Consider the following 25,827-nt stretch of genomic DNA (forward strand, 5'->3'; position numbering starts at 1 on the left):
TTTCTAGCTGTGCAGTTATGGCAGGTCGCTCACGTGCAGCGAGCGCGCAGATAAAAAGTACATTACATATCATGTAGTGAGCCACAACATACGGCGGATTTTTCACCCCCGCTACAATGGCACGGTGGAGCACTACCTCAGCATTATCATCGGCGCGGGCCAGGCAGGCTTGGCGACGGCCCACCAGCTCACCTCCCGCGGCCTTATCCCCGCCCAAGACTTTTTGCTTATCGATGCCAACCCCGCCCCCGGCGGCGCCTGGCGTCACCGGTGGGATTCACTGACGCTGGGAAAGGCCCATAACATCGCGAGCCTGCCGGGCATGCCCGCCCCGCTTGCCGACGCCTCCTCCCCCGCCTCACACGTAGTCGCCGCCTACTACGGCGCCTACGAGGACAAGTTCCAACTGCGGCCCTACCGCTCGGCGCGCGTCCGCAGCGTCCGTGCCCTGCCCGTAGAACCCGGCGCGCGCGGCGCACGCAATCCCCGCGGCGCACGCGGCGCGTTTCTCGTGACGCTGGAGTCCGGCGAGCAGTTTTCCGCGGACACCATCGTCAACGCCACCGGCACGTGGGATAGGCCGTATATTCCTTATATTCCGGGCATCGGCAGTTTCGGCGGGCGCCAACTGCACACCAAGGACTATTCAGCAGCGGAGGACTTTGCAGGCCAGCACGTGTTGGTCGTCGGCGGTGGGCTATCCGCGGTGCAGTTTTTATTGGAACTTGAGGGCATCGCCCAGACCACTTGGGCCACGCGGCGGGCTCCGGATTTTACGGATACGGAGTTTGATAAGCAGTGGGGCTTGGATGTGGAAGAGAAGGTCCGCGAGCGGGTCTTTAGCGGCAATCCACCGGCCTCGGTGGTCTCGACCACCGGGATTCCGCCCTGGCAGGAATACCTGGATGCGGTAGAGCGCGGCGTTTTGGTCTCGCGCGGCATGTTCAATGCTATTGACGCGACCGGCGTGCGGTTTGGCGGGTCTGCGAACGGCGGGGCTGTGGGGGCATCGGAAAGCATGGCGGCATGGCAGCCCTACCCGGCGGGCACGCACCTGGCGGTGGACGTCATCTTTTGGAATACCGGTTTCCGCCCGGTGCTGGACCACCTGGCACCGTTGCGCTTGCGCTCGCGCAAGGGCGGGATTGTCATGCGCAACGAGGTCTCGCCTGTGGCGAACCCGCGGGTCTTCCTCGCCGGCTATGGGTCGACCGCCTCGACGGTGGGGGCGACGCGCGCGGGGCGCTTGGCGGCGCGCGAGGTTATCAAGGTGCTGGGTCTGTAGCCCCGGGGCCAAAATGCGCGCGCTAAAAGGCAGGAAAGCACACTAGGATGGGAAACCATGTGGGAATTGGGCGAGCACTTCCGGAAGTATGCAGACGACTACCGTAATGCGGTGCATGAGCAGTTTTTCCTCATGGTGCCGGAAGCGCGGCAGGTCTTTTCCCTTTCTATGCAGGACACCCACCGGTCCATGGTGCATGCATTGGCGTGGGTGATTGAACACGCAGAGCCCAGCAGCGCCGGTGCGAAGGCAGGGTCCGGGGTTGGGGCTGCGCTGCCCGAGGCCGTCCGGGAGAAGATCGCGCAGCTCGGCCGCGATCACCGCAGGCACGGCTTCCCGGCCGAGGTCTATGCGCGGTTCGAGAAGGCGCTCATCAAAGGCCTGCGGGTGTTGGCGCTGACGCGGTACCAATACGACTTCGCCTGCGCCGTCATCCACCAGGTCTGCGAGGAGATGGCCAGTGCGGCGCGCGAGGCGGACTTGGCTGGGGAGGCGCCGGCGTATTCGGGGCAGGTGGTCGCGGTGGATCGGCCGACGCGCGAAACCGCGGTCATTCGCGTCGAGGCAGGAATGCCCGCAGCCTTCGAGCCGGGGCAGTATTTCCCCGTTACCACCCAGTACCTTCCCGGCCAGTGGCGGATGCTCACCCCCGCGCAGCCAAGCGATGCCACCGGCCAGCTGGTCTTCCACGTCGCCGCGGTGGGCGCGGCCTCGCGGTCGCTTGCGCATACCAAGCCAGGCGATTGGTGGACATTGGGCCGGCCCACCGGCTCCATCTGGCAGGACCTGCGCGCGTTGCGCGGCGGCAGGTTGGTCATCCTGGCCTATGGCACGGGCTGGGCGGCGGCGCGGTGCTTGGCGCTGGCGGCCCGCCAGGCCGCGGATGCGGGCGAGGAGGGCCTCGCGAAGAACCTGTCCCTGCAGATTTTTGCCGTTGCGGATAGCCCCGGCGCGCACTATGACACGCACTTCCAGCAGAACCTTGCGGCCCTCTACCCTGATCTCAGCCTGCGCCGCATCATCCGGCAAGAAAACGACCCGTGGTTGCTGGGCGCACGGCCGCTTGCCGATGCCGCCACCCACACCCTCTCCCCCGACCCGACCGATGTAGTAGTCAACGAGGTCGAGTTATCCACAACCACGCCCACCCACTTCGCCCTCTTCGGCAGCGCCGAGGAGGTGGCGGAAGCGAGGAAGGGGTTGGAGAAAAGGGGCATCGGCAAGCAGTGGATCTTAAGCCACAGCTGGGGCCGCGACCGGGAGTGGCTGCCGGAGGATTATGCGGCGCAGTCTTAGTCGTTAAGCTCTAGCACCGGCAGGGAGCGGCGCGTCTTCGTTACTTCTTGCGGGTCGATATCGGCGTAGAGGATTTCGTCTTCGTAGCCGGCCTCGGCCACGCGCACGCCGTTGGGATCGACGATGGTGGAGTGCCCGATGCCGGTCGGGCCCGAGGGCGATCCGGCCTCAGCGTTGCCGCCTGGGCGGGATTGGCCCGCGGCGAGGATATAGCTGGTGGAATCCAGTGCCCGCGCCGCCGTGAGCAGGCGCCACTGCTCCAGCTTGCCGGGGCCATCTGCCCAGCTGGTGGGCACGACGATGAGCTGTGCGCCCTCGCGCGCAAGCTCCTTGAACTGCTCCGGGAAACGGATATCGTAGCAGACCACGACGCCGACGGTAAGGTCATCGACGTCAAAGGTCACCAGGGACTCCCCGGGCTGCACCGTATCGGATTCGCGGTAGTCAAAGGCATCGTAGGTGTGGATTTTCTCGTAGCCACCCAGCACGCCAGGGCCCGCGACGAGCGCGGTATTGGATACGCGGTTGATGGTCTTATCCTCGCGCTCGATGGTATCGGCTGGGCAGAACATGCCGACGACGACGGTGACCTCCAATTCCTCCGCCGCTTCCTGTATCGCGGTGGCGAACGGGCCTTCGAGGTTCTGCGCCTGCTCATCTAGGCGTCCCGAGCGGAAGTTCTGCGAGGTGGCCTCGGGCAGCACGATAAGGCGCGCGCCCGCCGCCGCGGCCTCGCGGATTTTATCCAGGGCGAGTTCTTGGTTTTCCTCGATGCTGCCGGTGGAGGTCAATTGCACTGCTGCTACTTTCATAAATCCCAACTTAGTGCAGCGTCACCTAGTTATCCACAGGTTGGCGGTTTTGCCCTCGCGGCTACAGCCCGCAGCGGCCACGCTTAAAGGCATGAGTTATGTAGATATTCCTGAACACCTTCCCGCACATGTACGCACCTTGAGGGCGCGGCCGGCGGCGGCGTTACCGGAGGCACACTTAAGCGTAGCCTCCCGGACGTCTGCCGCCCTCCAGCGCGCGGTGGCGCAGTAGTCCGAGACGCAGCAACTTAGCGATGCCACCGTTTCCCAGCACCTGCGCAGCCTCCACTCCTTCCTAGACCGCAGCAGCGCGCTCGATTCCTCACTGGCTGCGAACTTGGGGAGGGCGCGATGAATTTATCCACTGCCCTGCGCCACAGCGCTGCGCAGCTTACTGCGGATCGCTCTGGACTGCAGAATCACTATGTGGACTCGCACCACGATTGGCGGTCGCTATCGCTGGGTGGACCCGCGGGCGTGGCGGCGCGCTCCAGTTTGGCGGAGGCCACCGAGTGGCTGAGTAGCCCGCTTGGGGAAATGGACCGAGTCATTGAAGTACTCGACCGGCATGCGGACCTGCAGGCCTGGCGCGAGGGAGTGGAGGCGCGGATCATTTCCTTTTTGGGCAAGGTCGATGAGTTTTCTGGCCCCGCCGCACTGGCCGGTGGGGTGCTGCTGCGGGAGGTGCGCGCGCTTGGCGATGCCCTCGATTGGCTCTGTGCCCAAGAAATCGACGCCCTCTGCACGCCCGCCGGGGTGGAACCACCGCAGCGGCTCGAGGATTTTGCCGATCTCCCCCTCGATACCATCCACGAGATCAGCCTCGCCCAAGCCAGCGACCGCGTGGCGCAGCTGGCCGCGGATAACCCCGATATGCGCATCGTCGAAACCAGCCCCGGCCGGCTGGTAGCGCTGGTGGATCCGGAGGGTTTTCGCACGGAACCCGCCTCCGTCACCACATTCGTTGAAGGCGTGCATTCCTCCGACCCCACCACCTGGCAGCGCGCCGTGGACCGCGGCCACAATATTGCCACCGCAAGCGGTGGGCCGGCCGCCGTGTGGTTGGGTTACCAGGCCCCGTCGAGCTTGCCGCGCGCCGTGCACGCCGATCCCGCGCGTGCGGCGGGGCAGGAGCTGGCGCGGTTTCAGCGGGGCATCGGCAAGCGGTATCCGGGCGCAAAACGAACGGTGGTGGGCTATTCCTATGGCTCCGTCGTGACCGGATACGCGGCGCGCGAGAAGGAAATCGCCTCCGATATTGTGCTGGTGGGAAGCCCCGGCACGAGCGCCCAGCATGCCCGCGAACTGCACGGCACCGTGTGGGCGGCGACCAATGACAATGACCCCATCGCTATCGCGACGGGGCCACTGAGCGGAATCCACGGCCCGGATCCCACCGTTCAGTCCTTCGGTGCCGCTCCCCTCCCCGGCGCGGATGGCCTGCCCGGGGACCACGGGTCTTATTGGGAGGACCCGCAGTTTCTGCGCGGACTAGGCACGGTGGCTGCCGGGGAATCCAGACCGGATTAACGCGGGCTGTGGGGGCGCCGGTTGTGGGAACGCCAGTTGGGGGCTTAGAACAGGCCTGCGGGGGCGTCCGAGTACGAGACCAGCATGTTCTTGGTTTCCTGGTAGTGGCCGAGCATCATCAAGTGATTCTCGCGGCCCAAGCCGGATTCCTTGTAGCCGCCGAAGGCGCTGTGTGCCGGGTAGTCGTGGTAGTGGTTGACCCACACGCGGCCGGCCTGAATATCGCGCCCGGCGCGGTAACAGATGTTTTGCTGGCGCGACCACACGCCGGCGCCCAAGCCGAAGTTGGTGGTATTAGCGATCTCTATGGCCTCGTCGTAGTCCTTGAACGTCGCTACAGAGAGCACCGGCCCGAAGATTTCCTCCTGGAAGATGCGCATCTCGTTGCTGCCCTTAAATACCGTGGGCTCGATGTAGTAGCCGTTTTCGAGGCCCTCGACCTTGTTCACATGGCCGCCGGTAAGCGTTTCCGCGCCTTCTTCTGGGCCGATCTTGAGGTACTCGGTAATCTTGTCCATCTGCTCCTGGGAGGCCTGGGCGCCCATCATGGTTTCGGTATCCAACGGGTGGCCGATCTTGATCTTCTTGACGCGTTCGATGGCGAGCTCTAAGAACTTATCGGCAATATCCTCATGGACCAGGGCGCGCGATGGGCAGGTGCAGACCTCGCCCTGGTTGAGCGCGAACATGACGAATCCTTCGACGCACTTTTCCAGGTAGGAGTCATCTTCATCCATGATGTCCTTGAAGAAGATGGACGGCGATTTACCGCCGAGCTCCAGGGTGACCGGGATGACCTTGTCTGCGGCGGCCTTATTGATGAGCTTGCCCACTGGGGTGGAGCCGGTAAACGCAATCTTGGCGATGCGGTCCGAACCCGACAGTGCCGCACCGGCTTCCTCACCCACGCCGTTGACGATATTGAGTACGCCATCTGGGAGGAGGTCACCGATGATATCCATGAGCAACAAAATGGATGCCGGCGTTTGCTCCGCAGGCTTGAGCACGATGCAGTTACCAGCGGCTAGGGCCGGTGCGATCTTCCAGGAAGCCATGAGCAGCGGGAAGTTCCACGGGATGATTTGGCCAACCACGCCGAGCGGCTCGTGGAAGTGGTAGGCCACGGTGTCTTCGCTGATCTGAGACAGGCGGCCCTCTTGCGCGCGGATGGCGCCCGCGAAGTAGCGGAAGTGGTCAACGGCCAGTGGGATATCGGCGGCCAAGGTCTCGCGGACGGCCTTGCCGTTTTCCCAGGTTTCCGCAACGGCGATCTTTTCGAGGTTCTCTTCAATCCGGTCCGCGATGCGGTGCAACAAGAGTGCGCGCTCTGCTGGAGTTGTCTTGCCAAAGGTTGCAAACGCCTTTTCCGCGGCATCGATGGCCGCATTGATATCGGCTTCCTTGCCGCGGGCCACCTGACAAAATACTTCACCGGTCACGGGGCTGATGTTGTCCATATATTCGCCATCGACTGGCGGTACCCACTTGCCGCCGATGTAGTTGTCATAGCGGTCGCGGTAGTTGACGATGGCCCCTTCGGTTCCGGGTGCTGCGTACAAAGTCATGATGGTGGTGTCCTCTCGTGCAGAAATTTCGACTGTGGGGTTTGCCGTGTTTGGCGCGTGCCACTACAGGTGTTCTACTGTGTTGTAGCTCACCTGCTTTCCCGTCATAGTAATGCACTTTTTTGCATTTCGCACTAAATAGGGGTGGGAAATTAACATTTCTTCACAGACCAAAGTCTGGTTGTGCGGGTGCACCAGCGTCCGGGTGAGGGTGCAGCGGCCTGCGAGAGGGCGCGGGAACGGTAGGGGCCGATGGATCCCGAGAGGTCACCGCGTGTGAACCGAGAGAGCGAGGGACTCTTGGGCAGCAATAAACCCTCCATACCCGTGCGGGCGCTAGGCCGCGGCAAAGGTTTGGAGGGTTTAAATTGAGGTTTCTCGTCCGCAGGACGAATTAGGCGGTTTAGCTGGTTTAGCCGCTGCCGTTTCGGCGGTTGCGCTTGCGATCGCGCGCGGTGCGCGGGCTCCACATCACTACGGAGGTAGACCGCGGAACGTGGACGAGCTCACCGCTGCGTTGGGAACGCCCCGGGACCTGCGAGCCTTGCGGACCTTGCGCGCCGCGGGTGTACTGCCCCTGTGCTTGGGGGTGTTGTGCCCCCGAGCGCTGCCCGGCAGCAAGCTGATCGCGGAGGGCACGGACTTCATCGGCAAGCGCATCGCGCTCGGCCTCTAGCTGGTCGCGTTCTTCGGTTAGCTCGATGATGGATTTGATGCCGGCGAGATTGACTCCATCGTCTTGCGACAGCGCCTGAATCTTGCGGAGCAATTCAATATCGCGATCCGAATAACGGCGGCCCCCGCCGCGGGTGCGGGCCGGGGAGACCAAACCCATGCGGTCATAGGTGCGCAGGGTTTGGGCGTGCATCCCGGAAAGCTCGGCAGCCACGGAAATGACGTAAACGGCGGTGCCGGAGCCTTCTGCCTTTCCAGTACTCATTGTGCAATGCACCTCCTGCCTTAATTGCTCTCCGCGCCGGCCCAGCCTGCGCGGGGATTAAAGCCAGAGTCCTTTTCGGCTTGTGCATAGGTGCGCAGGGCGCTGGAGGCCGCTGCATCGAGCTTGGAAGGCACGGTGACCTGCACGCTCACCAAGAGGTCGCCAGCCTTGCCGGCGCGCTTGGCAATGCCACGCCCACGCACGCGCAAGGTGCGGCCATCCGGGGTACCTGCGGGAATCTTCACGCGGACCGGGCTGTCCAAGGTGGGAACCGTGATGGTGTCACCAAGGGCGAGCTCGGCAAACGAGACAGGGACGGTGATGTGGATATCGTCGCCGTCGCGGGTAAAGACCTTGTCAGGCTTGACGGTAACCGCAACGAAGAGGTCACCGGCCGGGGTGCCATTCGGTCCAGCCTCGCCTTGGCCAGCGATGCGGACCTTTTGGCCGTCAATGACGCCGGCGGGGATACGGACCGTGATATTCCGGGTGCGGTGCACCGTTCCGGAGCCGTTACAGTCTGGGCACGGATCTGGGATGCGGCGGCCCGTGCCATCGCAGTCCTTGCACGGGGCGGAAAAACCGAACGCACCGCGGTTTTCCGAGGTGTACCCGGAGCCATTGCAGGTACCACACGTTGAGGTCTTGCCGGAGGAAGAACCCGAGCCGTGGCACGTGGTGCACGGCGCGTTACCGCTTAAGGCCAGCGGGATGGTGGTTCCCTTGGCGGCCTCGCGGAAATCGAGGGTTATTTCCGTTTCGACGTCGGCCCCCCGCGACGGTTTAGCTGAGTGGCCAGCACTACCGCTGCGGTTGAAAACGCTACCGAAGCTATCCCCAAAACCGCCGCCTTGAGACGATCCTCCAGTGGCTCCTCCGAAGAGGTCCGAGAGGTCGAAGTCTTGCGCACCTTGTCCACCCATGTTCGTGGATCGAAACCCGCCGGGAAAGCCGGCGCCTCCGTTCCGTCCGAAGCCACCGCCGTTGCGCAGCATGGCCTTGAACTGGTCGTATTCCTTGCGTTCGGAGGCATCGGAAAGCACATCGTATGCTTCCGCAACCCGCTTGAACCGGTCCGCTGCCGCGGGGTCATCGGGGTGGGTATCGGGGTGGTTTTCGCGGGCAAGCTTGCGGTACGCGCGCTTGATCTCGCTTTGGTCTGCGGACGAGGAGACCCCCAGATCCGCATAATAATCTTTGTCTGCCCATTCGGGTTTAGCGCTCACTGGGCATCTCCTCCTTTCAAGAAGAATCGGTTGTAGTTAGTAAAAAGGGCGCCAGGGGAAGTTGAACCAGTCAGTTCCCAAGGCGCCCATTTCCCGGATTAATCGGCTTGTTCGGTGCCTTCCGAACTGCCGGAATCCTCACCGGGGTCCGCGATGATAACCAGCGCGTTGCGCACCAGCCTCTCACCTACGCGGTAGCCCTGGCGCAGCACGGTGCCAAGCACCTGCTCATCGCCGGAGGACAAATCTTGCACGGCCTCATGCATCTCTGGGTCGAAGGGTTCCCCCTCTTCACCAAAGGCGGTGAGGTTGTGCTGCTCTAGGCCCTTGCGGAGCTTATCCGCAACCGCCTTGAGCGGGCCCTCCAGGTCACCGTGCTGCTTGGCCAAATCGAGGTCATCAAGAACCGGCAGCAAATCACTAATGACCTTTGCCTTCGCGGTCTCGATAACGGATTGGCGGTCACGCTCGGTGCGGCGGCGGTAGTTGGTGTATTCCGCATTCAGACGCTGGAGGTCTTCCGTGCGTTCTGCCAACTGCGCTTCCACATCGTTGGTGGCAGCACCGGTGGAGGTGGGCTCATCGCCCTCCGCCTCGGCTTCGACCTCATCGGCGTTGACATCAGCCAGCGCGTCTTCGAGGTCAGCATCAAGGGTGGGATCCAACTTCGCTTCTTCGGAGGCATCAGCCTGCGCGTCGTTGGCAGCCTGTGCCTCCTCGGCCTTTTCGGCGGCAGCCTCAGCGCGGTCAGCCGAGGTAGCCTCCGGATCCGTGTTTTCCGGGTCGCCTGGGTTTTGCGGCATTCCGCTGTCCTGAGTCATTACTTGTCGCCATCCTTGTTGTCGTCGGAGTTCTCGTCTTCGTCCACAACTTCAGCGTCGACCACGTTTGGGTCACCCTGTGCGGCGCCAGCATCAGCAGCACCCTCAGCGCCACCCTCGGCAGCCTGTGCCTCGTAGATCTGCTTGCCCATCTCCTGGGATTCGGTGGACAGCTTCTCTACTGCGGACTTGATGGCATCGAGGTCATCGCCCTTCAGCGCCTCGTCCACGGCGTCAGCAGCCTCGGTGACCTTGGTCTTGGTGTCCTCAGAGACCTTGTCCTCGTTGTCCTCCAAGAACTTGCGGGTCTGGTAGGAGGTGGACTCTGCGTTATTGCGCAGTTCCTGCTCCTCGCGACGCTTCTTGTCTTCCTCAGCGTGCTGCTCGGCATCCTTGACCATGCGGTCGATCTCTTCCTGGGAAAGGCCAGAGCCTTCCTGGATCTTGATGGTGTTTTCCTTGCCGGTGCCCTTGTCCTTGGCGGTCACGTGGACGATGCCGTTGGCGTCGATGTCGAAGGTGACCTCAATCTGGGGCACACCGCGAGGTGCCGGTGCGATGCCGCCGAGTTCGAAGGAACCAAGCAGCTTATTGGCGGTAGCCATCTCGCGCTCACCCTGGAAGACCTGGATCTGCACGGAAGGCTGGTTGTCTTCTGCGGTGGTGAAGGTCTCGGACTTCTTGGTCGGGATGGTGGTGTTGCGCTCGATGAGCTTGGTCATCACGCCGCCCTTGGTTTCAATGCCGAGGGAGAGCGGGGTCACATCGAGAAGCAGCACGTCCTTAACCTCACCGCGCAGCACACCTGCCTGGAGGGCAGCACCCACTGCAACGACCTCGTCCGGGTTAACGCCCTTGTTCGGGTCCTTGCTGGTCAGCTCCTTGACCAGGTCAGATACGGCCGGCATACGGGTGGAACCACCGACCAGCACAACGTGGTCGATATCGCCAACGGAAAGGTCAGCATCCTTGATGACCTGGTTGAACGGAGCCTTGGTGCGGTCCAGCAGATCCTGGGTGATCTTCTGGAACTCGGTGCGGGTCAGGGTCTCGTCCAAGAACAGTGGGTTCTTGTCGGAGTCAACGGTGATGTAAGGCAGGTTGATGTTGGCCTGCTGGGAGGAGGACAGCTCAATCTTGGCCTTCTCTGCAGCCTCGCGCAGACGCTGCACGGCGCGCTTGTCCTTGGTCAGGTCAACGCCCTGGGAGCTCTTGAAGCGGTCAACCAACCAGTCAACGATGCGCTGATCCCAGTCATCGCCGCCCAAGGTGTTGTCACCTGCGGTAGCCATAACCTCAACGACGCCATCGCCGATTTCCAGCAAGGACACGTCGAAGGTGCCGCCGCCCAAGTCGAAGACCAGGATGGTCTGCTCTTGCTCGCCCTTTTCCAGGCCGTATGCAAGTGCGGCCGCGGTGGGCTCGTTGACGATGCGCAGGACGTTCAGGCCGGCAATCTGGCCAGCTTCCTTGGTGGCCTGACGCTGTGCGTCCTCGAAGTATGCAGGGACGGTAATAACGGCGTCTGTAACATCCTCGCCCAAGTAGGACTCTGCATCGCGCTTCAGCTTCATCAGCGTGCGAGCGGAAATCTCCTGGGAGGTGTAGTCCTTGTCATCAATGTTGACGGTCCAGTCAGTACCAATGTGGCGCTTGACGGAGCGGATGGTGCGGTCCACGTTGGTCACGGCCTGGTTCTTGGCGGACTGACCAACCAAGATTTCGCCGTTCTTAGCAAACGCTACAACGGAAGGCGTGGTGCGGGAGCCTTCGGAGTTAGCGATAACGGTGGACTCGCCACCTTCCAGTACGGAAACGACGGAGTTCGTCGTACCCAGGTCAATACCTACTGCGCGTCCCATGGTTCATTCTCCTTTTTATCGAGTGCAGTTAATAAAGTTGATTGTCGGTGACTCAACTTCTCGTTGCGTCCGTGCGCTACTCTAACAGAAGTTGCGAACTCGTTCATAAATTCTTGAGCCCGTGTCACTCAATCTTCATAACCTCCCACACTCAAATCTTATTCCCACCGACTCAACTCTCCTTAAAAACTATCCCCCTTTTCCCAGTTCTTAGCCTCAAACCCGTGTCCCTCTTCTACATCAAGCTGGAGCGACCCACCTTTTGAAAAACAAACTCTGCCACACCCAAAAGCTACCCAAAGGGTCGTAAAAAGGTGGCCGAAAGTTACCTCACAAAGGATCCAAAAGAGGCTTGGCAGGCGTATTTAACTCGCACATACTGGAAACCACAGCAGTCACTGATGTGGTTGCTACCCAGAGAGAGATTGATTTGTAGTTTCACTCCGCCAACTCGAAAGGAAACACCGATGCTCGGTACCCTCGTAAACCTCAGCTCCGCCCTCGACTTCGAGGCAATCTTCAAGGCCATCAAGGGCATTGCTGAACTGTCCTCCGAGTCCAACTCCGACTCCGCAGGCCTGTCCTCCGTATTCGAGGGCCTGTCCTCCAAGGACAACGCTGACGCTGCTACCGAAGCCGCAGCTAACGCTTAAGTAAACCTTCGCGTTTACACTCCTTCATGAAGACCGACTAAACCCCGCACTTTTCCATGCAGGTTTTAAACCTCGCACCGGAAGGTGCGGGGTTTAGTTGTTTTCATTTGCTGGTTTCACGCTTCCAGGCCTTAAGCTAGGTGCGAGACGCCACAAGCCCTTTCATAACTATTCAGTCTGAGCACCAAAGAAGCGCATTCCACCGTGACTTTCACCCCACCACCTCCATTTCGCCACCGCCTTCGCGCGGCGATGACCCTACAGCGCACCGCAGCGCTGATCGCCATCATTTGCTTGGCCCTTACCCTTTTCGCCGCATTCCTCACCCCAACTAAACACCAACTTTCAGCGGCAATTGTCGGGTTAATTTTGACGGCCATCACTACATCTGCCTATCGGTACCCGAAGACAATGGCAGTGGGTTTTCTGGCAATTTGGATTATTGCCATCCTTACCGTGGGAATCCCCTACGCCAGTTCCGTTTTCTTAGCCCCAGTATTCCTTGCCGTATTCGCTTTCCACAGCACCAAATGGCAGTCGATTCTTCTTTGCGTAGTGTTTTGGCTGGTAGGGCTGGTAGATCCTAGTACGTTGCGGCTAGTCCTCAATCCAACACCGGCACTGGTCTGGGGAATTTTCTTGGTCATTAGCACCTTCATCGGCAGCTCACTTGCCCATTCCGCACGGCGCTATAAAACCGCCATGGTGGAGTGGAATAACGATGTCAAGCGCCGACAGTCCGACCTAGCTGAAACCCTGCATAACTCGGTAATTTCCAGCCTTACCGTCAATACCATGCAGCTAGAAGCGCTCAGCTTGGAATACGCCAGCACACCGGAGCTCAGCCGCCGCCTCGATGAATTAAGCGATGCAATGCGCTCGTCGATGTCTGAAATACGAGCTTTAACTAAAGTCTTGCGTTCCAATATTGACGGCATCAACGACGAATTCAGTTTTAAACAAGCCGCACGCCCTACAAGCCTTGCACAGGTACTGGCCTGGGAAGAAGGACAGCTATCAAAGCTCAACCGCACTCCAATTATCAACGTAAGCGGAGAAGATTTTTGCCCCCAGTTTTCCCCCTCTGTTCTTGACTCGGTCGTAGCCATCACCAGGGAGGCTTGCCTCAACGCCGTCAAGTACTCGCCGCCTGGGGCGGAAATTACCGTATCGGCGCAACCGCATTTGGGATGGACGATCCTTACTATCTGCAACCCTATTGCCAAGCCAACGAGCACCACACCGGAGACCTCCTCCGGCATAGGCATTAATTCGATGACGCGCCTCGCAGCAACTATCGATGCCCGGTTTGAAGCAGGTCAGGTCGACGATCACTGGGAGCTCACGCTGGCACTGCCCCCGTCTGCGCATGAACAACGTTAGTTTGTTCACCTTCGCTGGCAGCGCCACCATCCCTTTACTACACTTACGTATGTTTCTTATAAATCCGGTTTTTATATAAAAGGAGTCGTGCCATGCAGGCTGCTCTCGCTAGCTTTCTCACGCCTCTCATGCTGTCCGCCTCTCTCTTCGGCGCAGACCTCACCCCAGGCGATCTCCCACAAAATAACAAGTACGAGTCTTCGGCAGAGCTCGTCTTTGGCTGCCCAGCCCCATGGTGCTTCAAGTAAAGACTTCGCTGCTCTTAGTCGATGATGATCCACTGGTCATCGAGGCACTCGGCCACTATTTCGCTGCGACCGAAGATATGGAAATCATCGCTGTCGCAGAAAATGGGAAAGCCGCATTACAGCAGCTAGAACAGCACGATGTCGATGCCGTCATCGCGGATATTCATATGCCGGAGATGGACGGCACAGCGCTGCTGCGCGAGCTAAATGAGCTGCCTAATCCGCCGGTATTCATTGCTATGACCGCAATGGATAATGACGACACCCTAAGGGAAGTCCTATCCAATAAGGCGGCAGCCTATATCCTCAAAAGCTCGAAGCCAGCCTACATCTTGGACACGGTACGCGAGGCCGTCCGCGGTGGCACGGTCGTAGCTCCCCAACCATTAACGCGCTTATTCCAACAAATGCCCGAGTGGAGCGAAAACGATGCTCAATCCCCGTCTGCGGTTTCCACCCCTGAGCACCATATTTCGCCTGCTCAAGCGCAGATTCTCGATTTAGTGTGCGAGGGAAAATCCAACGAAGAGATCGCAAAAAGCACGCACTATGCCCCGGGAACGGTAAAGAAATACGTTTCTAGCCTGTTAACGGAATTTCACGCCAAGTCTCGTCTTGAACTAGCGGTCAAAGCACTAAAAGCGGGGTACGGCAAATAGCTACATAGGCGCGAATGGCGCCTGCCCCCAATCGTGGCCCCACCCCCTCAAAACCCCACATGCTGGGGTTTTATTTTTTACCTTTTTACCCCCACGGACGATTTCCCTAACGAGACTAGCATCACTATATCGACAACCCTATAATTGACTTCACAGACAACTACATAGCATTTCCCGCGCATCAATCGGCCGCATTCGGCCGGTGATGCCCATGCTAGGACCGGAATAGGAAACCACTACTGGGCTTTCTTTCCTGCCCCTAGCTCCACATCGCCACAGTGTAGAAAGCAGGTGAGTGTTGAACACCAACTTGGCACGCGTCCGCCGCCATAGCGACAGGCCCCCGGTCCCCACTACCGGTAGCACTATGGCTTGTTGATTCGCTTGGCTTGAACCACCGAGCAGCGGCGCGCGCATCCCGCGTGTTCCACTCATTGCCAAGTATGCGGAGTCCTAATCGCTCGCATGCTTTCCAATTTCCATAGACTTACCAGCCACTTTCTGCCCCCGGCGCTAAGAGTCACAGAACAAAGGCCACACCGCGGTGTGGGTTGGCCACCAACCTGGAAGTACACGTTTCGAAAAAGAGGTTGAATTTCACATGACTTCTCCCGCATACACCCGCACGCCACTATCTGATGATGTTGAGGCCGTACTGCCCGCCGCCATTAAGCGGGCGCAAGGCTGGCTCGATTCCACCGCAGATGAAAAGGACAAGGCCACCGAGCAGCTCGCGGAGCTGTTGCGCGATGACAATGGCGTGAAGTTCACCATGGACTTCGTTGACCGCGTCATGCGCCCAGAGGATAACAAGGTCGCGGCCAAGGCACTGAAGGATATTTCTTCCCAGTACGATCCTTCCTTCTTGGGCAGCATCAATGGCGCGCTCGTCGGTGCCGGCGGTTTCTTCGGCCCGATCCTGCCTAACCTAGTCATGCCGGTAGCGCGCCTGTACATGCGCAAGATGGTTGGCCACCTGGTGCTGGACGCGGAATCGGATGCGCTCAATGACACCCTGGAAAAGGCCGCTGCTTCCGGCGAGCAGTTAAATCTCAACCTTTTGGGTGAGGCCGTGCTCGGTGAAGAGGAAGCAAAGTCCCGCGCGCGCCGCACGCTGGATCTCATCAAGAACCCGCGCGTGACCTACGTATCCGTCAAGGCGTCCTCGATGGTGGCGCAGCTGAATAACTGGGACATCGGCAGTTCCGTGGAGCGCCTGAAGGACCGCCTGCGCCCGCTCTACCAGGAAGCCGCACGCCGCAACCCACAGGTCTTTATCAACATGGACATGGAGGAATACCACGACCTCCACCTGACGCTGCGCCTGTTCAAGAGCCTGATGAGCGAGCCGGAGTTCAAGAATCTGGAATCCGGAATCGTGTTGCAGGCTTACCTGCCCGATACCTTCGATGCCCTCCAGGACATCGCGGAATTTGCCAAGCAGCGCGTGGCAGAGGGCGGCGCCAAGGTCAAGGTGCGCATTGTAAAGGGTGCCAACCTGTCCATGGAAACCGCTGAAAGCGAAGTCCACGACTGGCCGCTGGCTACCTACACCAATAAGCTAGACGTAGACGCTAACTACTACCGTCTGCTGGATTACATCCTGCAGGAGGAATTCGCAGACTGCATCCGCATCGGTGTGGCCAGCCACAACCTGTACACCATCGCCATGGCCTACGAGCTGGGTGTAAAGCGTGGCGTGCTGCACATGCTGGATTCTGAGATGCTGCAGGGCATGTCCCCGGCGCAGCAGGCAGCGGTGCGCAAGGTTTACGAAGGCCGCCAGATTCTCTACACCCCGGTGGTGCACGCGGATGACTTTGACGTCGCCGTGTCCTACCTGGTGCGCCGCCTGGAGGAGAACTCCGCGCCGCAGAACTTCCTCTACGCCCTCTTCGCCCCGGGTGAGGAGCCGCTGGCAAGCCAGGAAGAGACGTTCCGCAAAGCCGTTGCCAAGCGCTGGGATACCTTCGCTGGATCGCGCCGCACCCAGAACCGCCTCGAGGATTCCGGGCGCCAGGCACCGGATTCCGGTCGCTTCAGGAACGAGCCCGATACGGACCCGGCAATTACCCCGAACCGCACTTGGGCCAAGCGTGCGCTTGCAAATGACCCCGGTGAGCACGGCGTCCAAGAGGTCACCGACCCGTCTGCTGTTGAAAGCTACGTCGCCCGCGCCAAGGAGCTGGGCACCGAATGGGGCAAGCGCCCCGCCGCAGAACGCGCCGCAGCCCTGGACGCCGTCGCGGACCAGCTGGCCGCCAAGCGCGGAGACTTCATCTCCGTAGCCGCTTATGAGGCAAATAAGACGGTCACCCAGACTGACCCTGAGATCTCGGAAGCCATTGACTTCTGCACCTACTACGGCCAGTCTGCTCGCTTCTTGGAAGAGGCACACTCCGAGTTCCACCCGCACACCGTCACCGTGGTGACCCCGCCGTGGAACTTCCCCATCGCCATTCCTACCGGCGGCATTGCAGCTTCCTTGGCGGCGGGCTCGGCGGTCATCGTCAAGCCTGCTCCCCAGGTGGTCCACTGCGGCAAGATGGTGGTTGAGGCCTTCCGCACCGCTTTGGAGGCAGAAGGCCTGGACCCGGATCTGGTGCAGCTGGTGCTTACTGATGAAGGCGATGCCGGCAAGGCCCTGCTTTCCCACGATGACGTGGACAACATCATCTTGACCGGTGCATCCGATACCGGTGCGCTCTTCCGCTCCTGGAAGCCCAAGATGAACCTGATGGCAGAGACCTCCGGTAAGAACGCGCTGGTCATCACCCCGGCCGCCGACCCGGACCTAGCCATCCAGGACCTGTACAACTCCGCCTTCGGCCACTCCGGCCAGAAGTGTTCGGCCGCTTCGCTGGTGATTTTCGTCGGCGCTGCGGGCAAGTCCAAGCGCCTGCGCGAGCAGCTGCTGGATTCCGTCAAGACCCTGAAGCCTGGCCCGGGCTATGACATCACCACCACGATGAACGGCCTGGCTGAAAAGCCGAGCGAGAAGCTGCTGCGCGGCCTGACCCAGCTGGAGCCGGGCGAGAAGTGGCTGCTGAAGCCGGAGAAGCTCAACGAAGAGGGCACCCTGTGGTCCCCGGGTATTCGCGATAATGTCCAGCCGGGTTCTTGGTACCACAAGAATGAGTGCTTCGGCCCCATCCTCGGCATCATGTACGCCGATACCTTGGAAGAGGCCATCGCTTGGCAAAACAGCACCGGCTATGGCCTGACCGGCGGCATCCACTCTCTGGATGACAAGGAAATCGAGTACTGGATCGACAACGTTGAGGTGGGCAACGCCTACGTCAACCGCGGCATTACCGGCGCGATTGTCCAGCGCCAGTCCTTCGGTGGCTGGAAGAAGTCCGTCATGGGACCGGGTGCGAAGGCCGGCGGCCCTAACTACGTAGCCCAGATGGGCACCTGGACCGATGGCGAACTCAAGCCGCGCGACGTGGATATCGCCCCAGCCAGCGTGAAGATTCTGCAGCGCCTGCGCGATGAGCTTTCTGATGAGCTCAGCCAGGACGATCTGGAATGGCTCTGGCGCGCCGCCGAGCTGGACCGGATTGCGTGGCTCGAAGAATTCGGCCGCACCCACGACCGCACCGCGCTGGTTTCTGAGGCCAACCGCTTCCGCTACCGCCCGCTGCTAACCAAGCTGCGCATCCGCGTGGGCGAGGACTACAAGCTGCGCGATGTCGCCCGCCAGGTACTGGCTTCCGGGATTACCGGCGCCGAGACGGAAATCTCCGCCGCCCCAGAGGTTGCCGCCCAGCTGCAGGAGCTCGGCTTCGACGTGAAGTCCATTTCTGATGGTTCCTTCGCCGCCGCCGTGGCCAATGACGAGTCCTCCCGCGTGCGTGCCCTGGGCACCGTACCGGATTCCGTCTACGAGGCAGCGGTGCGCTCCAACTCCGTGGTGCTGGACCAGCCCGTGCTTGCCGATGGCCGCCGTGAGCTCATGCCTTACCTTCTCGAGCAGGCAGTCTCCGTGACCATGCACCGCTTCGGCATCATCCGCAACGTGGGCAACCTGCGCGACTAATACGCCGATTGCTGCCCGTCGCGGCAGATTGAGTAAGCGCCCCACCTTCTCCCGCTTTCTTGCTGGGAGTTGGGTGGGGCGCTATCTTTTTCTCTGCTTTTCCTGCGCTATCCCTAGGTGGTTTCCTGTGGCATAGTAGATGAATGACTACGCCAGATAACCACTCCCCTAACGGCACCGAGCAACACTCGGGCCAGAACTCGGCGCAGCGCCCACAGTACCCGTCGGCGCTCGAGCAAAACTCCGTCAACCGCAAGGCTAACGCGAAGAACCCCTATGCCGCACCGCTAGTTTCCCCCGATGATTCCCAGTTGGGCGCGGAGGTAGCCACCGCCGATCCCGCCGATCGCGATAATAAGTCCGCCGTGCTGGCCAAGGACTTCCGCAGCATGGCCAAGATTTCGGTGTGCTTCATCCTCATCGCGGCAGGATTGGGCTTGGCGGGGTTCCTGCTGCGCTTTATTTGGGTGGGCCTGCTGCCGGTTATCCTCGCCATCTTGGTCTCGACAGTGCTTTATCCAGTTAGCGCTTGGCTGCGCTCTAAGGGCTTTCCCCGCACACTGGCAGCGGTCACGACGCTTTTAGGCTTGGTGGTTATTTTCGGCGGCATCTTTGCCGCCATGGCGCCCATGGTCACCGCACAGTCCAAGGTGCTTATTAATGAGGCCGAAGCCGGCATTATGCAGCTAACCAAGATGGTCAATGAGTCCCCACTGGATATTCAGGTGGACCAACTGCAATCGGTCTTTCAAGACATCGTGAGCTTTGCCAAGGGCCAGGCCTCCACCATCGCCACCGGCGTGCTTTCCGGTTTCTCCATGGCCAGCTCCATTGCGGTAGCCACCGTCATCATGCTCTTTATCACCTTCTTCATCATTAAAGACGGCGATAGGTTCCTGCCCTGGCTGCGCAAATACACCGGTAATTCCGCTGCCTGGCACATCACGGAACTTACCTCTCGCGTCTGGAAGACGCTGTCTGGCTTCATTCAGGCCCAAGCCCTAGTCGCGCTTGTCGATGCCGTCTTCATCGGCCTCGGCCTCTGGGTCCTCCAAGTCCCACTGGCACTGGTCATCGCCGTCATCACTTTCTTCGCCGGCTTTATCCCCATCATCGGTGCAGTCACCGCCGGCGCCTTGGCTGTCATCATCGCCTTGGTATCCAACGGCCTGACCAATGCGCTGCTCGCGCTGGCGCTAATCATCATTGTCCAGCAGGTAGAAAGCAACGTCCTCCAGCCCATCCTGCAGTCCAAGGCCATGGGCCTGCACGCGGCCATCGTCTTGCTCTCCATCACCGTGGGCTCCACCCTGGCCGGCATCGTTGGCGCTTTCCTCGCCGTGCCAGTCGCCGCGACCATCGCCGTTGTCCTGCGCTACCATGCAGAAATGGCCGCCCTGCGCGCCGGCGAGGTTTCCCCCGATGACATCGAAATCGTCACCGGATCCAAGTCAGTATCCGAAGACGACGAAGCTGAGGATGCGGACAATACAGACCCCGAGGCCGAGCGCACCGGCGAAGAAGGCGACGGCGAGATCCCCCTCGAAGAGTCTCCTCGCAAAAAGGTAAAGCAGCTTTTCGCGGCCATGAGCCCGCTAACTTAAAACCGCCCTTCCTCCGCCGTGCGAGACGGCGAGGAAGGCAATGGAGACATCGGCTAGCGCAAGAAGCCTAAATCGGCCGCGGCAGCGGCCAACTGGCGGGCGCTGCGGTCCAAGACGCCAGCCCAGGTGCCCATCGATTCCTCATTAGCGGAATCGGAGACCTGCTTCAGTAGCGTGCAGGGCACACCAAAGCGCTGGCAGGTAGCCGCAATAGAATAGCCCTCCATATCGCATAGCTGGGATTTTTTCACCAGCTCATTGCGCAATGCGGTAGTAGAGACAAACATGTCACCGGTGGCCAACCCGCGTGCCGGAAGCTCGCCGGAGGTCTCCAGCTCGATGAATTCTGGCAGGAGGTAACGGCTGATATCGGTCAGCACTTCTAGCTTGAAATCGTGCTTGGTTGCTTTATTGATCTCGAAGACGCCATCCATGCCATCGACAAGCGCGCCCGCCGTTCCGATATTGACCACGCGCTCAGGCAAAGCATCGTTTGCGCGAGCCTCTGCCAATACTTCGGTCAGGCAAATCGCGGCTGGAACCGTGCCGATACCGGTAATGAGCAGCGCTTCACCGTCTGGAATGTGCGCAGCTTCGGCGTCCACGGCCGCCACGAATAATGTTCGTCCAGATAAATTTTCCATGCCTGCGACAATACCTGCACCCCACGTGGTCGCTGGACTCGCCGGCACAGATGCTTGTCCTTCTGCACCGCTGGCATCACTGTTTTCGGCGGCACCCGAGTTACAGAATTCCAGCGACAAGCCCCAATGTCCCAGCTATGGTCTAAGGACAGCCCTTTCCCATATCCCCACTATTTTCTGCTGCGCTTTAGTCTAAGGAATCTCTCGTGAGTAAGTACAACCCTTCGCAGGAACCAGAATCATCCCCCGCCGCACAAGCAAGCTCGTCGCCGGACGCTGGGCCGCGCGCAGAGGCCCAGGAAGGCACCGAAGAAAGTAAAGGCAAGCGGGTCGCGATGATCACCATCGCCATCATCGCTGTTATTGCCTTGGTGGCGGGAGTGACCTTTTCCTTTAATAGACCGGCAAGCTCTAGCGATGAGGCCGCGGAGCCCGCATTTTCTGATTTACAACAATATTCCGCTAAGAATGCACCCGGTTCAGAGGAAACTGAATCCACCGCCACCGCGGACGGACCTACGCCTCAAAAGCAGGAAGAGCCTGCTTCTACGGAAGAAAAATGCGGCACTTACTACGGGGAAGCGATTAGCCAGCTCCATCGGCCCATCCAATTATATTGCGATGACAGCTGGCTTTATGTGGCCGAATCTGGCACCTCGCATTTCTCGCTCTTCCAGTGGAGCGGCAACGGCTAGGATGGGCTACGCCCGGATGGCGTTATCCATCCAGCGGAAATTTCCTGCTATACCCGCGGCAACTTGGAGAAAGAAAATGTGCCAGAAGATCTAATTGAGGAAATTGAGCCATGCTAGTAACAATCCGCCTAGTTACTAGGAGACACCCACCGTGACGAAACCCAACTTTTTAATTGGCCATAAAGCAATGAAAGTCGCGCTACAAATTCGACCAAGATGAACTCATGCAAAGGAGCTCCCTCGTTGACTAATAATAATTCTTTGGGTCAGCCGGATCCCTCTCAGCACCAGTCATGGAATTCCTCTTCCCCTACCGGAGATTCCACAGGTAATACTGGGAAAAGTGGCAAGGCCACACGCTTGGCGATGATCGTCCTAGCAATCATTGCCATCATCGCAATCACCGCCGGAGTCACGTGGGCGCTCACGAATAGCAGCGATTCTGCTGATTCCACTGACGCCGATGCCTTTGTCCCCGTCACCTCGTCTCAAGAGGAAAACAAGGATGAGGGCACAGCCGCAGAGAAACCTGAACCTGCGACGAAGACGACAACGGAGACCCAGATCCGCTCCGATCAATCCACTGGGAATGATCAATGCGATGGCCGCTACATCATGATCGTCGAGTCTGCCATCATTCCGGTGGGCGAAGATCCGTCAGCAGAGACGCAACGCGTGCAAAACAAATACCCGGGTTCCAAGATTCTTTCCGGCAATGCCTGTAGTTCTCTCCGCGGCCAAGTCGACGGAGGCACAGCATATGCGATCTACTTCGACGCCGGCCGCAGCGTGGACAAAGTCTGCGAACTCAAGGCTGCGTACGGCGGCAACGCCCGATCCCTAAATAACAACGCAGACTTCAGCGATCCCTGTTAAGAGGGGGCTTCTGCCTTTCAGCGCTGGCTCTCATGAAGTGCGCACCACAAATGTCTACAGCTACCGCGTGCTTCTCGGTTGCTGTAGACGTTTGTGCGCTTGGTGCACGAGCCTTAGCGCAAGCGGTGGCCTACGAAGCCGGCGGCCAGGGTATTGCCGGAGGATTGATCAATGAGCAGGAAATTTCCCACGGCGCCGCGGGCGGCGTAATCCTCCACAGGCAGTTCGGCCTGGGTCTGGATGGTGATATGGGCGATATCGTTCATAACAACGGCCTCAGGATCATCAACGTCAGATACGCCATCGAGATCCAAGGTGCGGGAAAGAGCAGCGATGCGGGCCTTGACCAGGGAGGAACCATAGCGCAGCTTGAGCATCTGACCAGGTTTTAGGTCTTTTTCGGTAAGGCCTACCACCGTGGCAGCGAATTCCCGGGTGGCCGGGGGACGTTGGGCGCCGGCGAGGAGATCGCCGCGGGTGAGATCGACGTCATCGGCAAGCAGTAGCGTCACCGAATCACCGGCAGCGGCCGAGGAAGCTGGACCGTCGGCGGTATCGATCTGGGTGACGGTGCTGGTGCGGCCTTCGGGCAGGTGCACCGTATCGCCCACGGAGATGGACCCGGCCTTCACGCGGCCGGCGTAGCCACGGTAATCGGTGGCGTGCTCGCGGATTACGTACTGGATGGGAAAGCGAAAGTCCAGCTCATCGGCGCGTCCGGTGGCGACGGGGATGGTCTCGAGCACCTCAAGGACGGTGGGGCCGGTGTACCACTCCATGGTTGTAGAGCGCTCGACCACGTTATCGCCCTTGAGCGCGGAAATGGGCACGACGGTGGTATCGGTAATGTCTAGGCGCTGGGCAATCTTATGGAATTCGGCCTCGATATCGCGGAAGACCTGCTCGTCATAGTCCACGAGGTCGATCTTATTGACGGCTAGGACGACGTGGCGCACGCCCAGGAGCGCGGCCACGTTGAGGTGGCGGCGGGTTTGTTCGACGACGCCGTGGCGGGCATCGATAAGCAGCACCACCACCTGCGAGGTGGACATGCCGGTGACCGTATTGCGGGTATACTGCACGTGGCCTGGGGTATCGGCGAGGATGAAGGTGCGCTTATCGGTGGCAAAGTAGCGGTAGGCCACGTCGATGGTAATACCTTGCTCGCGCTCGGCGCGCAGGCCATCAACAAGCAGGGAAAGATCCATGCCATCGAAACCGCGATCGGAGGAGGAACGCTCCATGGACTCGACCTGATCCGCGAGCACGGACTTGGTGTCATAGAGCAGCCGGCCGACGAAGGTGGATTTGCCGTCATCAACGGAGCCGGCGGTGCATAAGCGCAGGGTATCGCGCTGTTTGAGGGCGCCGACATTGGGCGCGAGGGTAGTCGTCATCAGAAGTAGCCTTCCTTCTTGCGGTCTTCCATGACGGATTCAGAAAGTTTGTCATCGGCGCGGGTGGCACCGCGCTCAGACAGGGTGGAAATGGAGATTTCCGCGAGCACCTCATCGGGGCTGGAGGCGGTGGATTCGACGGCGCCGGTGCAGGACATATCGCCGACGGTGCGGTAGCGCACGGTGCGGGTCTCTAGCTGCTCATCGTCTTTCGGCCCACCCCATTCACCTGGCGAAAGCCACATGCCGCCGCGGTTGAAGACCTCGCGCTGGTGCGAATAATAAATGGGCGGCAACTCGAGCCCGCGCGCGCCGATGTATTCCCAAATATCGGATTCGGTCCAGTTGGAGATGGGAAAGACGCGCACGTTTTCGCCGGCCATCTTGCCGCCGTTGTACAGATCCCACAGCTCGGGACGCTGGCGGCGAGGGTCCCACCCGCCGAAGGAATCGCGGATGGAAAAGATGCGTTCCTTGGCGCGGGCGCGCTCCTCATCGCGGCGGGCCCCGCCCAGCACGGCGTCGTACTCGCGCTTGGCGATGGTCTCTACCAGCGGCACCGACTGCAGCGGGTTGCGCGTGCCATCGGGCCGTTCCTGCAGCTCGCCGCTATCGATCCAGTCTTGAACGTGGGCGACGTGGAGGCGGGCGCCGGATTCCGCAACCAGGTCATCGCGGAATTTGATCACCTCGGGGAAGTTATGACCGGTATCCACGTGGAGCAATTCAAAAGGCACCGTGGCCGGGGCGAAGGCGCGACGGGCCAGCTCGAAGACGACAACGGAGTCCTTGCCGCCGGAAAAGAGGAGGCCTACCTTATCGAATTGCCCGGCCACCTCGCGCAGGATGTGGATGGATTCATTTTCTAGGTCTTGTAGGTGTGGGGAAAGTATGCTCATTATTCGTGTAACCCGCATTCTGTCTTGCCATCTCCAAATACTCGCCCGGAGCGGGCGTCCTCACCGTCGCCGACCGGGAAGGTCAACGGCGCATCGCCGATGGACCGGTATCCCTGCAGGGTCAGCGGGTGGATGATGAGGTCATTATCTGCGATGTACTGATCGGTATCGTCCAAGTTCCAAGTGATAATCGGCGAAATCTTTAACCGCCCAGTGCGGTCCAGGCTGAGCGCCGGGGCGTGAGCGCGGTGCTCGGAATCGGCCCGGCGCAGGCCCGTGACCCATCCGGCATAAGGGTCCATGGCCATATTCAGTGGCTCCACCTTGCGCATGCGGTTATAGGCGGCAGTATCGCGCGCGTACAGGCGCGGGCCGTACACCTCATCTTGCTCTTCGGGGCTCAGCAGCGGCAGTACGCGAACAAGGGGGAGATCCGGGTAGCGCTTATCCACCTCTTCGGCCACTTGGAGGGTTTCTGGAAAGTGCCAGCCGGTATCGATGAAGAGGAGATCCGCTGCGAGCCCGGCGCGGTGGGAGAGCTCTGCCAGCACGGTATTTTCCATGGACATGGTGACCGCAAGCCGGCCAGGGGCGTGCTCGGCGGCCCACTCGGTGATGTTTTCTGCGGATTCGTAGGCGAGCTTATCCGCCCATTTGTCCACTAGCTGTTCATTGCGCGCGGCCACCTCGGTGGAAAGCGGCGCGGTATCGCGCGTGCCTTCGGGCGAGATGTGGGGATCGCGGAAGGGCTTTCCGCCATCCAGCAGGTTCGTCGTTGGGTTCATGAGCTCACACACTAGGCAACCGCGGTAGCTCACGCAGCACGTTTTTCTGGAAATGGCGCTGAGCTTGGCCAAAGGGAAGAATAAAATGTTTTATTTCTGAACCAAGCTGACTAGATTTATAGACCATGTAGTCTATAGCGGGCCTACCGGATTTGCCCGAGGAGGAACTTTTATGCAGCGTGTTGCCATCATTGGAGAAGGCCCTGCCGCCTTATCCACCGCGGAAAGACTTCTGAGCGCCGGTATGTGCGTAGACCTCATCTCAGAAAAAACTGCACCGTTCGGTCTACTTCGCCGGTTCGCGGGGCTTGCTGGGGTGCTGGAGGAGGCCGTGCCACACGAGTGCGCACCGGGGACTACTCCGCGGCTTCGACTACTGGGAAACGTGCGCGTGGGAGTAGACGGCGATATCACCCATAACGAGGTCCACCAGTTGGCCGCCCACGGTGACCGTGAGCTCATCATCATGGAATTAAAAGCCCGTGGCATTCCCGTCACCACGTGGGAGGGGCTGTGCACGCCAATCACGGATTTTGAGGACTGGACCAGCGTCATCGCTCAGGCACAGCTGGCACACGTCCTAGTCTAGATTCGGCCTTGCGGGC

General features: G+C 60.3%; 23 protein-coding genes. 13 read left to right on the forward strand and 10 right to left on the reverse strand.

Annotated features, from left to right (window positions below; genetic code table 11):
• Positions 1–76: 76 nt before the first annotated feature.
• A complete protein-coding gene (locus tag QP891_RS07395) occupies positions 77–1,285 on the forward strand; it encodes an NAD(P)-binding domain-containing protein (protein WP_410762428.1) in 1,209 nt (402 codons plus the stop codon).
• Positions 1,286–1,342: 57 nt separating this feature from the next.
• On the forward strand, positions 1,343–2,581 hold the full coding sequence (locus tag QP891_RS07400; protein WP_284770428.1) for an FAD-binding oxidoreductase: 1,239 nt from the start codon (positions 1,343–1,345) through the stop codon (positions 2,579–2,581).
• Here the strand turns inward: QP891_RS07400 and QP891_RS07405 are convergent.
• A complete protein-coding gene (locus QP891_RS07405; protein ID WP_284770427.1) occupies positions 2,578–3,393 on the reverse strand; it encodes a carbon-nitrogen hydrolase family protein in 816 nt (271 codons plus the stop codon). The two genes, QP891_RS07400 and QP891_RS07405, sit on opposite strands and share 4 nt — an antisense overlap.
• A 91-nt stretch (positions 3,394–3,484) precedes the next feature.
• On the opposite strand from QP891_RS07405, the gene QP891_RS07410 reads away from it, so the two are divergent.
• Together QP891_RS07410 and QP891_RS07415 are read left to right on the forward strand one after the other, a co-directional pair.
• Positions 3,485–3,625, forward strand: coding sequence for a hypothetical protein (locus tag QP891_RS07410; protein WP_284770426.1), 141 nt, complete (start codon positions 3,485–3,487; stop codon positions 3,623–3,625).
• 119 nt (positions 3,626–3,744) lie between these two features.
• Positions 3,745–4,923 carry an alpha/beta hydrolase gene (locus QP891_RS07415; protein WP_284817020.1) on the forward strand — a complete coding sequence of 393 codons (1,179 nt, stop codon included), beginning with the start codon at positions 3,745–3,747 and terminating at the stop codon, positions 4,921–4,923.
• Between the two features lie 44 nt (positions 4,924–4,967).
• Here QP891_RS07415 and exaC read toward each other — a convergent pair whose 3' ends face one another.
• From exaC to dnaK, 5 genes are all read right to left on the reverse strand, one after another.
• Complete coding sequence (gene exaC / locus QP891_RS07420; RefSeq protein ID WP_284770424.1) at positions 4,968–6,488, reverse strand: acetaldehyde dehydrogenase ExaC; 1,521 nt, start codon at positions 6,486–6,488, stop codon at positions 4,968–4,970.
• A gap of 412 nt (positions 6,489–6,900) precedes the next feature.
• Positions 6,901–7,428: a heat shock protein transcriptional repressor HspR gene (locus QP891_RS07425; protein WP_284770423.1), complete on the reverse strand. Its 528-nt coding sequence runs from the start codon at positions 7,426–7,428 to the stop codon at positions 6,901–6,903.
• Positions 7,429–7,448: 20 nt separating this feature from the next.
• A complete protein-coding gene (dnaJ, locus tag QP891_RS07430; protein WP_284770422.1) occupies positions 7,449–8,654 on the reverse strand; it encodes a molecular chaperone DnaJ in 1,206 nt (401 codons plus the stop codon).
• 98 nt (positions 8,655–8,752) lie between these two features.
• Positions 8,753–9,475, reverse strand: a complete 723-nt coding sequence (grpE, locus tag QP891_RS07435; protein WP_005279390.1) for a nucleotide exchange factor GrpE — start codon at positions 9,473–9,475, stop codon at positions 8,753–8,755.
• Entirely contained in the window at positions 9,475–11,337 is a 1,863-nt protein-coding gene (gene dnaK / locus QP891_RS07440) for a molecular chaperone DnaK (RefSeq protein WP_126319898.1), read from the reverse strand. Before dnaK ends, grpE begins: the two co-directional genes overlap by 1 nt.
• 467 nt (positions 11,338–11,804) lie before the next feature.
• Between dnaK and QP891_RS07445 the strand changes: the two genes are divergently transcribed.
• The 6 genes from QP891_RS07445 (at position 11,805) to QP891_RS07470 (ending at position 19,926) form a co-directional block, all read left to right on the forward strand.
• Entirely contained in the window at positions 11,805–11,990 is a 186-nt protein-coding gene (locus tag QP891_RS07445) for a hypothetical protein (RefSeq protein WP_284770421.1), read from the forward strand.
• Between the two features lie 204 nt (positions 11,991–12,194).
• A complete protein-coding gene (locus QP891_RS07450) occupies positions 12,195–13,373 on the forward strand; it encodes a sensor histidine kinase (protein ID WP_284770420.1) in 1,179 nt (392 codons plus the stop codon).
• Between the two features lie 92 nt (positions 13,374–13,465).
• Complete coding sequence (locus QP891_RS07455; protein WP_023024136.1) at positions 13,466–13,621, forward strand: hypothetical protein; 156 nt, start codon at positions 13,466–13,468, stop codon at positions 13,619–13,621.
• A complete protein-coding gene (locus tag QP891_RS07460; RefSeq protein ID WP_284770419.1) occupies positions 13,606–14,280 on the forward strand; it encodes a response regulator transcription factor in 675 nt (224 codons plus the stop codon). The genes QP891_RS07455 and QP891_RS07460 overlap by 16 nt, the downstream gene beginning before the upstream one ends.
• A 601-nt stretch (positions 14,281–14,881) precedes the next feature.
• Positions 14,882–18,322: a bifunctional proline dehydrogenase/L-glutamate gamma-semialdehyde dehydrogenase gene (locus QP891_RS07465; protein WP_284770418.1), complete on the forward strand. Its 3,441-nt coding sequence runs from the start codon at positions 14,882–14,884 to the stop codon at positions 18,320–18,322.
• 143 nt (positions 18,323–18,465) lie between these two features.
• Positions 18,466–19,926, forward strand: a complete 1,461-nt coding sequence (locus QP891_RS07470; protein WP_284770417.1) for an AI-2E family transporter — start codon at positions 18,466–18,468, stop codon at positions 19,924–19,926.
• Positions 19,927–19,979: 53 nt separating this feature from the next.
• Here the strand turns inward: QP891_RS07470 and QP891_RS07475 are convergent, their stop codons facing one another.
• Positions 19,980–20,570, reverse strand: coding sequence for a nucleosidase (locus tag QP891_RS07475; RefSeq protein WP_284770416.1), 591 nt, complete (start codon positions 20,568–20,570; stop codon positions 19,980–19,982).
• A 206-nt stretch (positions 20,571–20,776) separates the two neighbouring features.
• Here QP891_RS07475 and QP891_RS07480 point away from each other — a divergent pair, with 206 nt between their 5' ends.
• Together QP891_RS07480 and QP891_RS07485 are read left to right on the forward strand one after the other, a co-directional pair.
• Entirely contained in the window at positions 20,777–21,265 is a 489-nt protein-coding gene (locus QP891_RS07480) for a hypothetical protein (protein WP_284770415.1), read from the forward strand.
• A 243-nt stretch (positions 21,266–21,508) separates the two neighbouring features.
• The gene (locus QP891_RS07485) at positions 21,509–22,141 is read left to right on the forward strand and encodes a hypothetical protein (RefSeq protein ID WP_284770414.1); all 633 of its coding nucleotides are present in this window, start codon (positions 21,509–21,511) and stop codon (positions 22,139–22,141) included.
• 113 nt (positions 22,142–22,254) lie between these two features.
• On the opposite strand, the gene QP891_RS07490 is transcribed toward QP891_RS07485, so the two are convergent.
• From QP891_RS07490 to QP891_RS07500, 3 genes are read right to left on the reverse strand one after another with little or no spacing between them, the layout of a single operon-like run.
• A complete protein-coding gene (locus tag QP891_RS07490; protein ID WP_284770413.1) occupies positions 22,255–23,538 on the reverse strand; it encodes a sulfate adenylyltransferase subunit 1 in 1,284 nt (427 codons plus the stop codon).
• Complete coding sequence (cysD, locus tag QP891_RS07495) at positions 23,538–24,437, reverse strand: sulfate adenylyltransferase subunit CysD (RefSeq protein WP_284770412.1); 900 nt, start codon at positions 24,435–24,437, stop codon at positions 23,538–23,540. The genes QP891_RS07490 and cysD overlap by 1 nt, the downstream gene beginning before the upstream one ends.
• Entirely contained in the window at positions 24,437–25,222 is a 786-nt protein-coding gene (locus QP891_RS07500; RefSeq protein WP_284770411.1) for a phosphoadenylyl-sulfate reductase, read from the reverse strand. Before QP891_RS07500 ends, cysD begins: the two co-directional genes overlap by 1 nt.
• A gap of 172 nt (positions 25,223–25,394) precedes the next feature.
• Between QP891_RS07500 and QP891_RS07505 the strand changes: the two genes are divergently transcribed.
• Complete coding sequence (locus tag QP891_RS07505) at positions 25,395–25,811, forward strand: methylenetetrahydrofolate--tRNA-(uracil-5-)-methyltransferase (protein WP_284770410.1); 417 nt, start codon at positions 25,395–25,397, stop codon at positions 25,809–25,811.
• Positions 25,812–25,827: the final 16 nt, after the last annotated feature.

Origin of the sequence: Corynebacterium sp. MSK310 (genome assembly GCF_030227355.1) — a bacterium.
In the GTDB taxonomy this organism is placed as follows: Bacteria; Actinomycetota; Actinomycetes; order Mycobacteriales; family Mycobacteriaceae; genus Corynebacterium; species Corynebacterium rhinophilum.

Excerpts from the sequence above, each read along its gene's own strand:
- QP891_RS07400 (WP_284770428.1), top strand. The coding sequence starts at position 1,343 with ATGTGGGAATTGGGCGAGCACTTCCGGAAGTATGCAGACGACTACCGT.
- QP891_RS07405 (WP_284770427.1), bottom strand. The coding sequence starts at position 3,393 with ATGAAAGTAGCAGCAGTGCAATTGACCTCCACCGGCAGCATCGAGGAA.
- QP891_RS07410 (WP_284770426.1), top strand. The coding sequence starts at position 3,485 with ATGAGTTATGTAGATATTCCTGAACACCTTCCCGCACATGTACGCACC.
- QP891_RS07415 (WP_284817020.1), top strand. The coding sequence starts at position 3,745 with ATGAATTTATCCACTGCCCTGCGCCACAGCGCTGCGCAGCTTACTGCG.
- exaC (WP_284770424.1), bottom strand. The coding sequence starts at position 6,488 with ATGACTTTGTACGCAGCACCCGGAACCGAAGGGGCCATCGTCAACTAC.
- QP891_RS07425 (WP_284770423.1), bottom strand. The coding sequence starts at position 7,428 with ATGAGTACTGGAAAGGCAGAAGGCTCCGGCACCGCCGTTTACGTCATT.
- grpE (WP_005279390.1), bottom strand. The coding sequence starts at position 9,475 with ATGACTCAGGACAGCGGAATGCCGCAAAACCCAGGCGACCCGGAAAAC.
- dnaK (WP_126319898.1), bottom strand. The coding sequence starts at position 11,337 with ATGGGACGCGCAGTAGGTATTGACCTGGGTACGACGAACTCCGTCGTT.
- QP891_RS07445 (WP_284770421.1), top strand. The coding sequence starts at position 11,805 with ATGCTCGGTACCCTCGTAAACCTCAGCTCCGCCCTCGACTTCGAGGCA.
- QP891_RS07455 (WP_023024136.1), top strand. The coding sequence starts at position 13,466 with ATGCAGGCTGCTCTCGCTAGCTTTCTCACGCCTCTCATGCTGTCCGCC.
- QP891_RS07460 (WP_284770419.1), top strand. The coding sequence starts at position 13,606 with ATGGTGCTTCAAGTAAAGACTTCGCTGCTCTTAGTCGATGATGATCCA.
- QP891_RS07465 (WP_284770418.1), top strand. The coding sequence starts at position 14,882 with ATGACTTCTCCCGCATACACCCGCACGCCACTATCTGATGATGTTGAG.
- QP891_RS07470 (WP_284770417.1), top strand. The coding sequence starts at position 18,466 with ATGACTACGCCAGATAACCACTCCCCTAACGGCACCGAGCAACACTCG.
- QP891_RS07475 (WP_284770416.1), bottom strand. The coding sequence starts at position 20,570 with ATGGAAAATTTATCTGGACGAACATTATTCGTGGCGGCCGTGGACGCC.
- QP891_RS07490 (WP_284770413.1), bottom strand. The coding sequence starts at position 23,538 with ATGACGACTACCCTCGCGCCCAATGTCGGCGCCCTCAAACAGCGCGAT.
- cysD (WP_284770412.1), bottom strand. The coding sequence starts at position 24,437 with ATGAGCATACTTTCCCCACACCTACAAGACCTAGAAAATGAATCCATC.
- QP891_RS07500 (WP_284770411.1), bottom strand. The coding sequence starts at position 25,222 with ATGAACCCAACGACGAACCTGCTGGATGGCGGAAAGCCCTTCCGCGAT.
- QP891_RS07505 (WP_284770410.1), top strand. The coding sequence starts at position 25,395 with ATGCAGCGTGTTGCCATCATTGGAGAAGGCCCTGCCGCCTTATCCACC.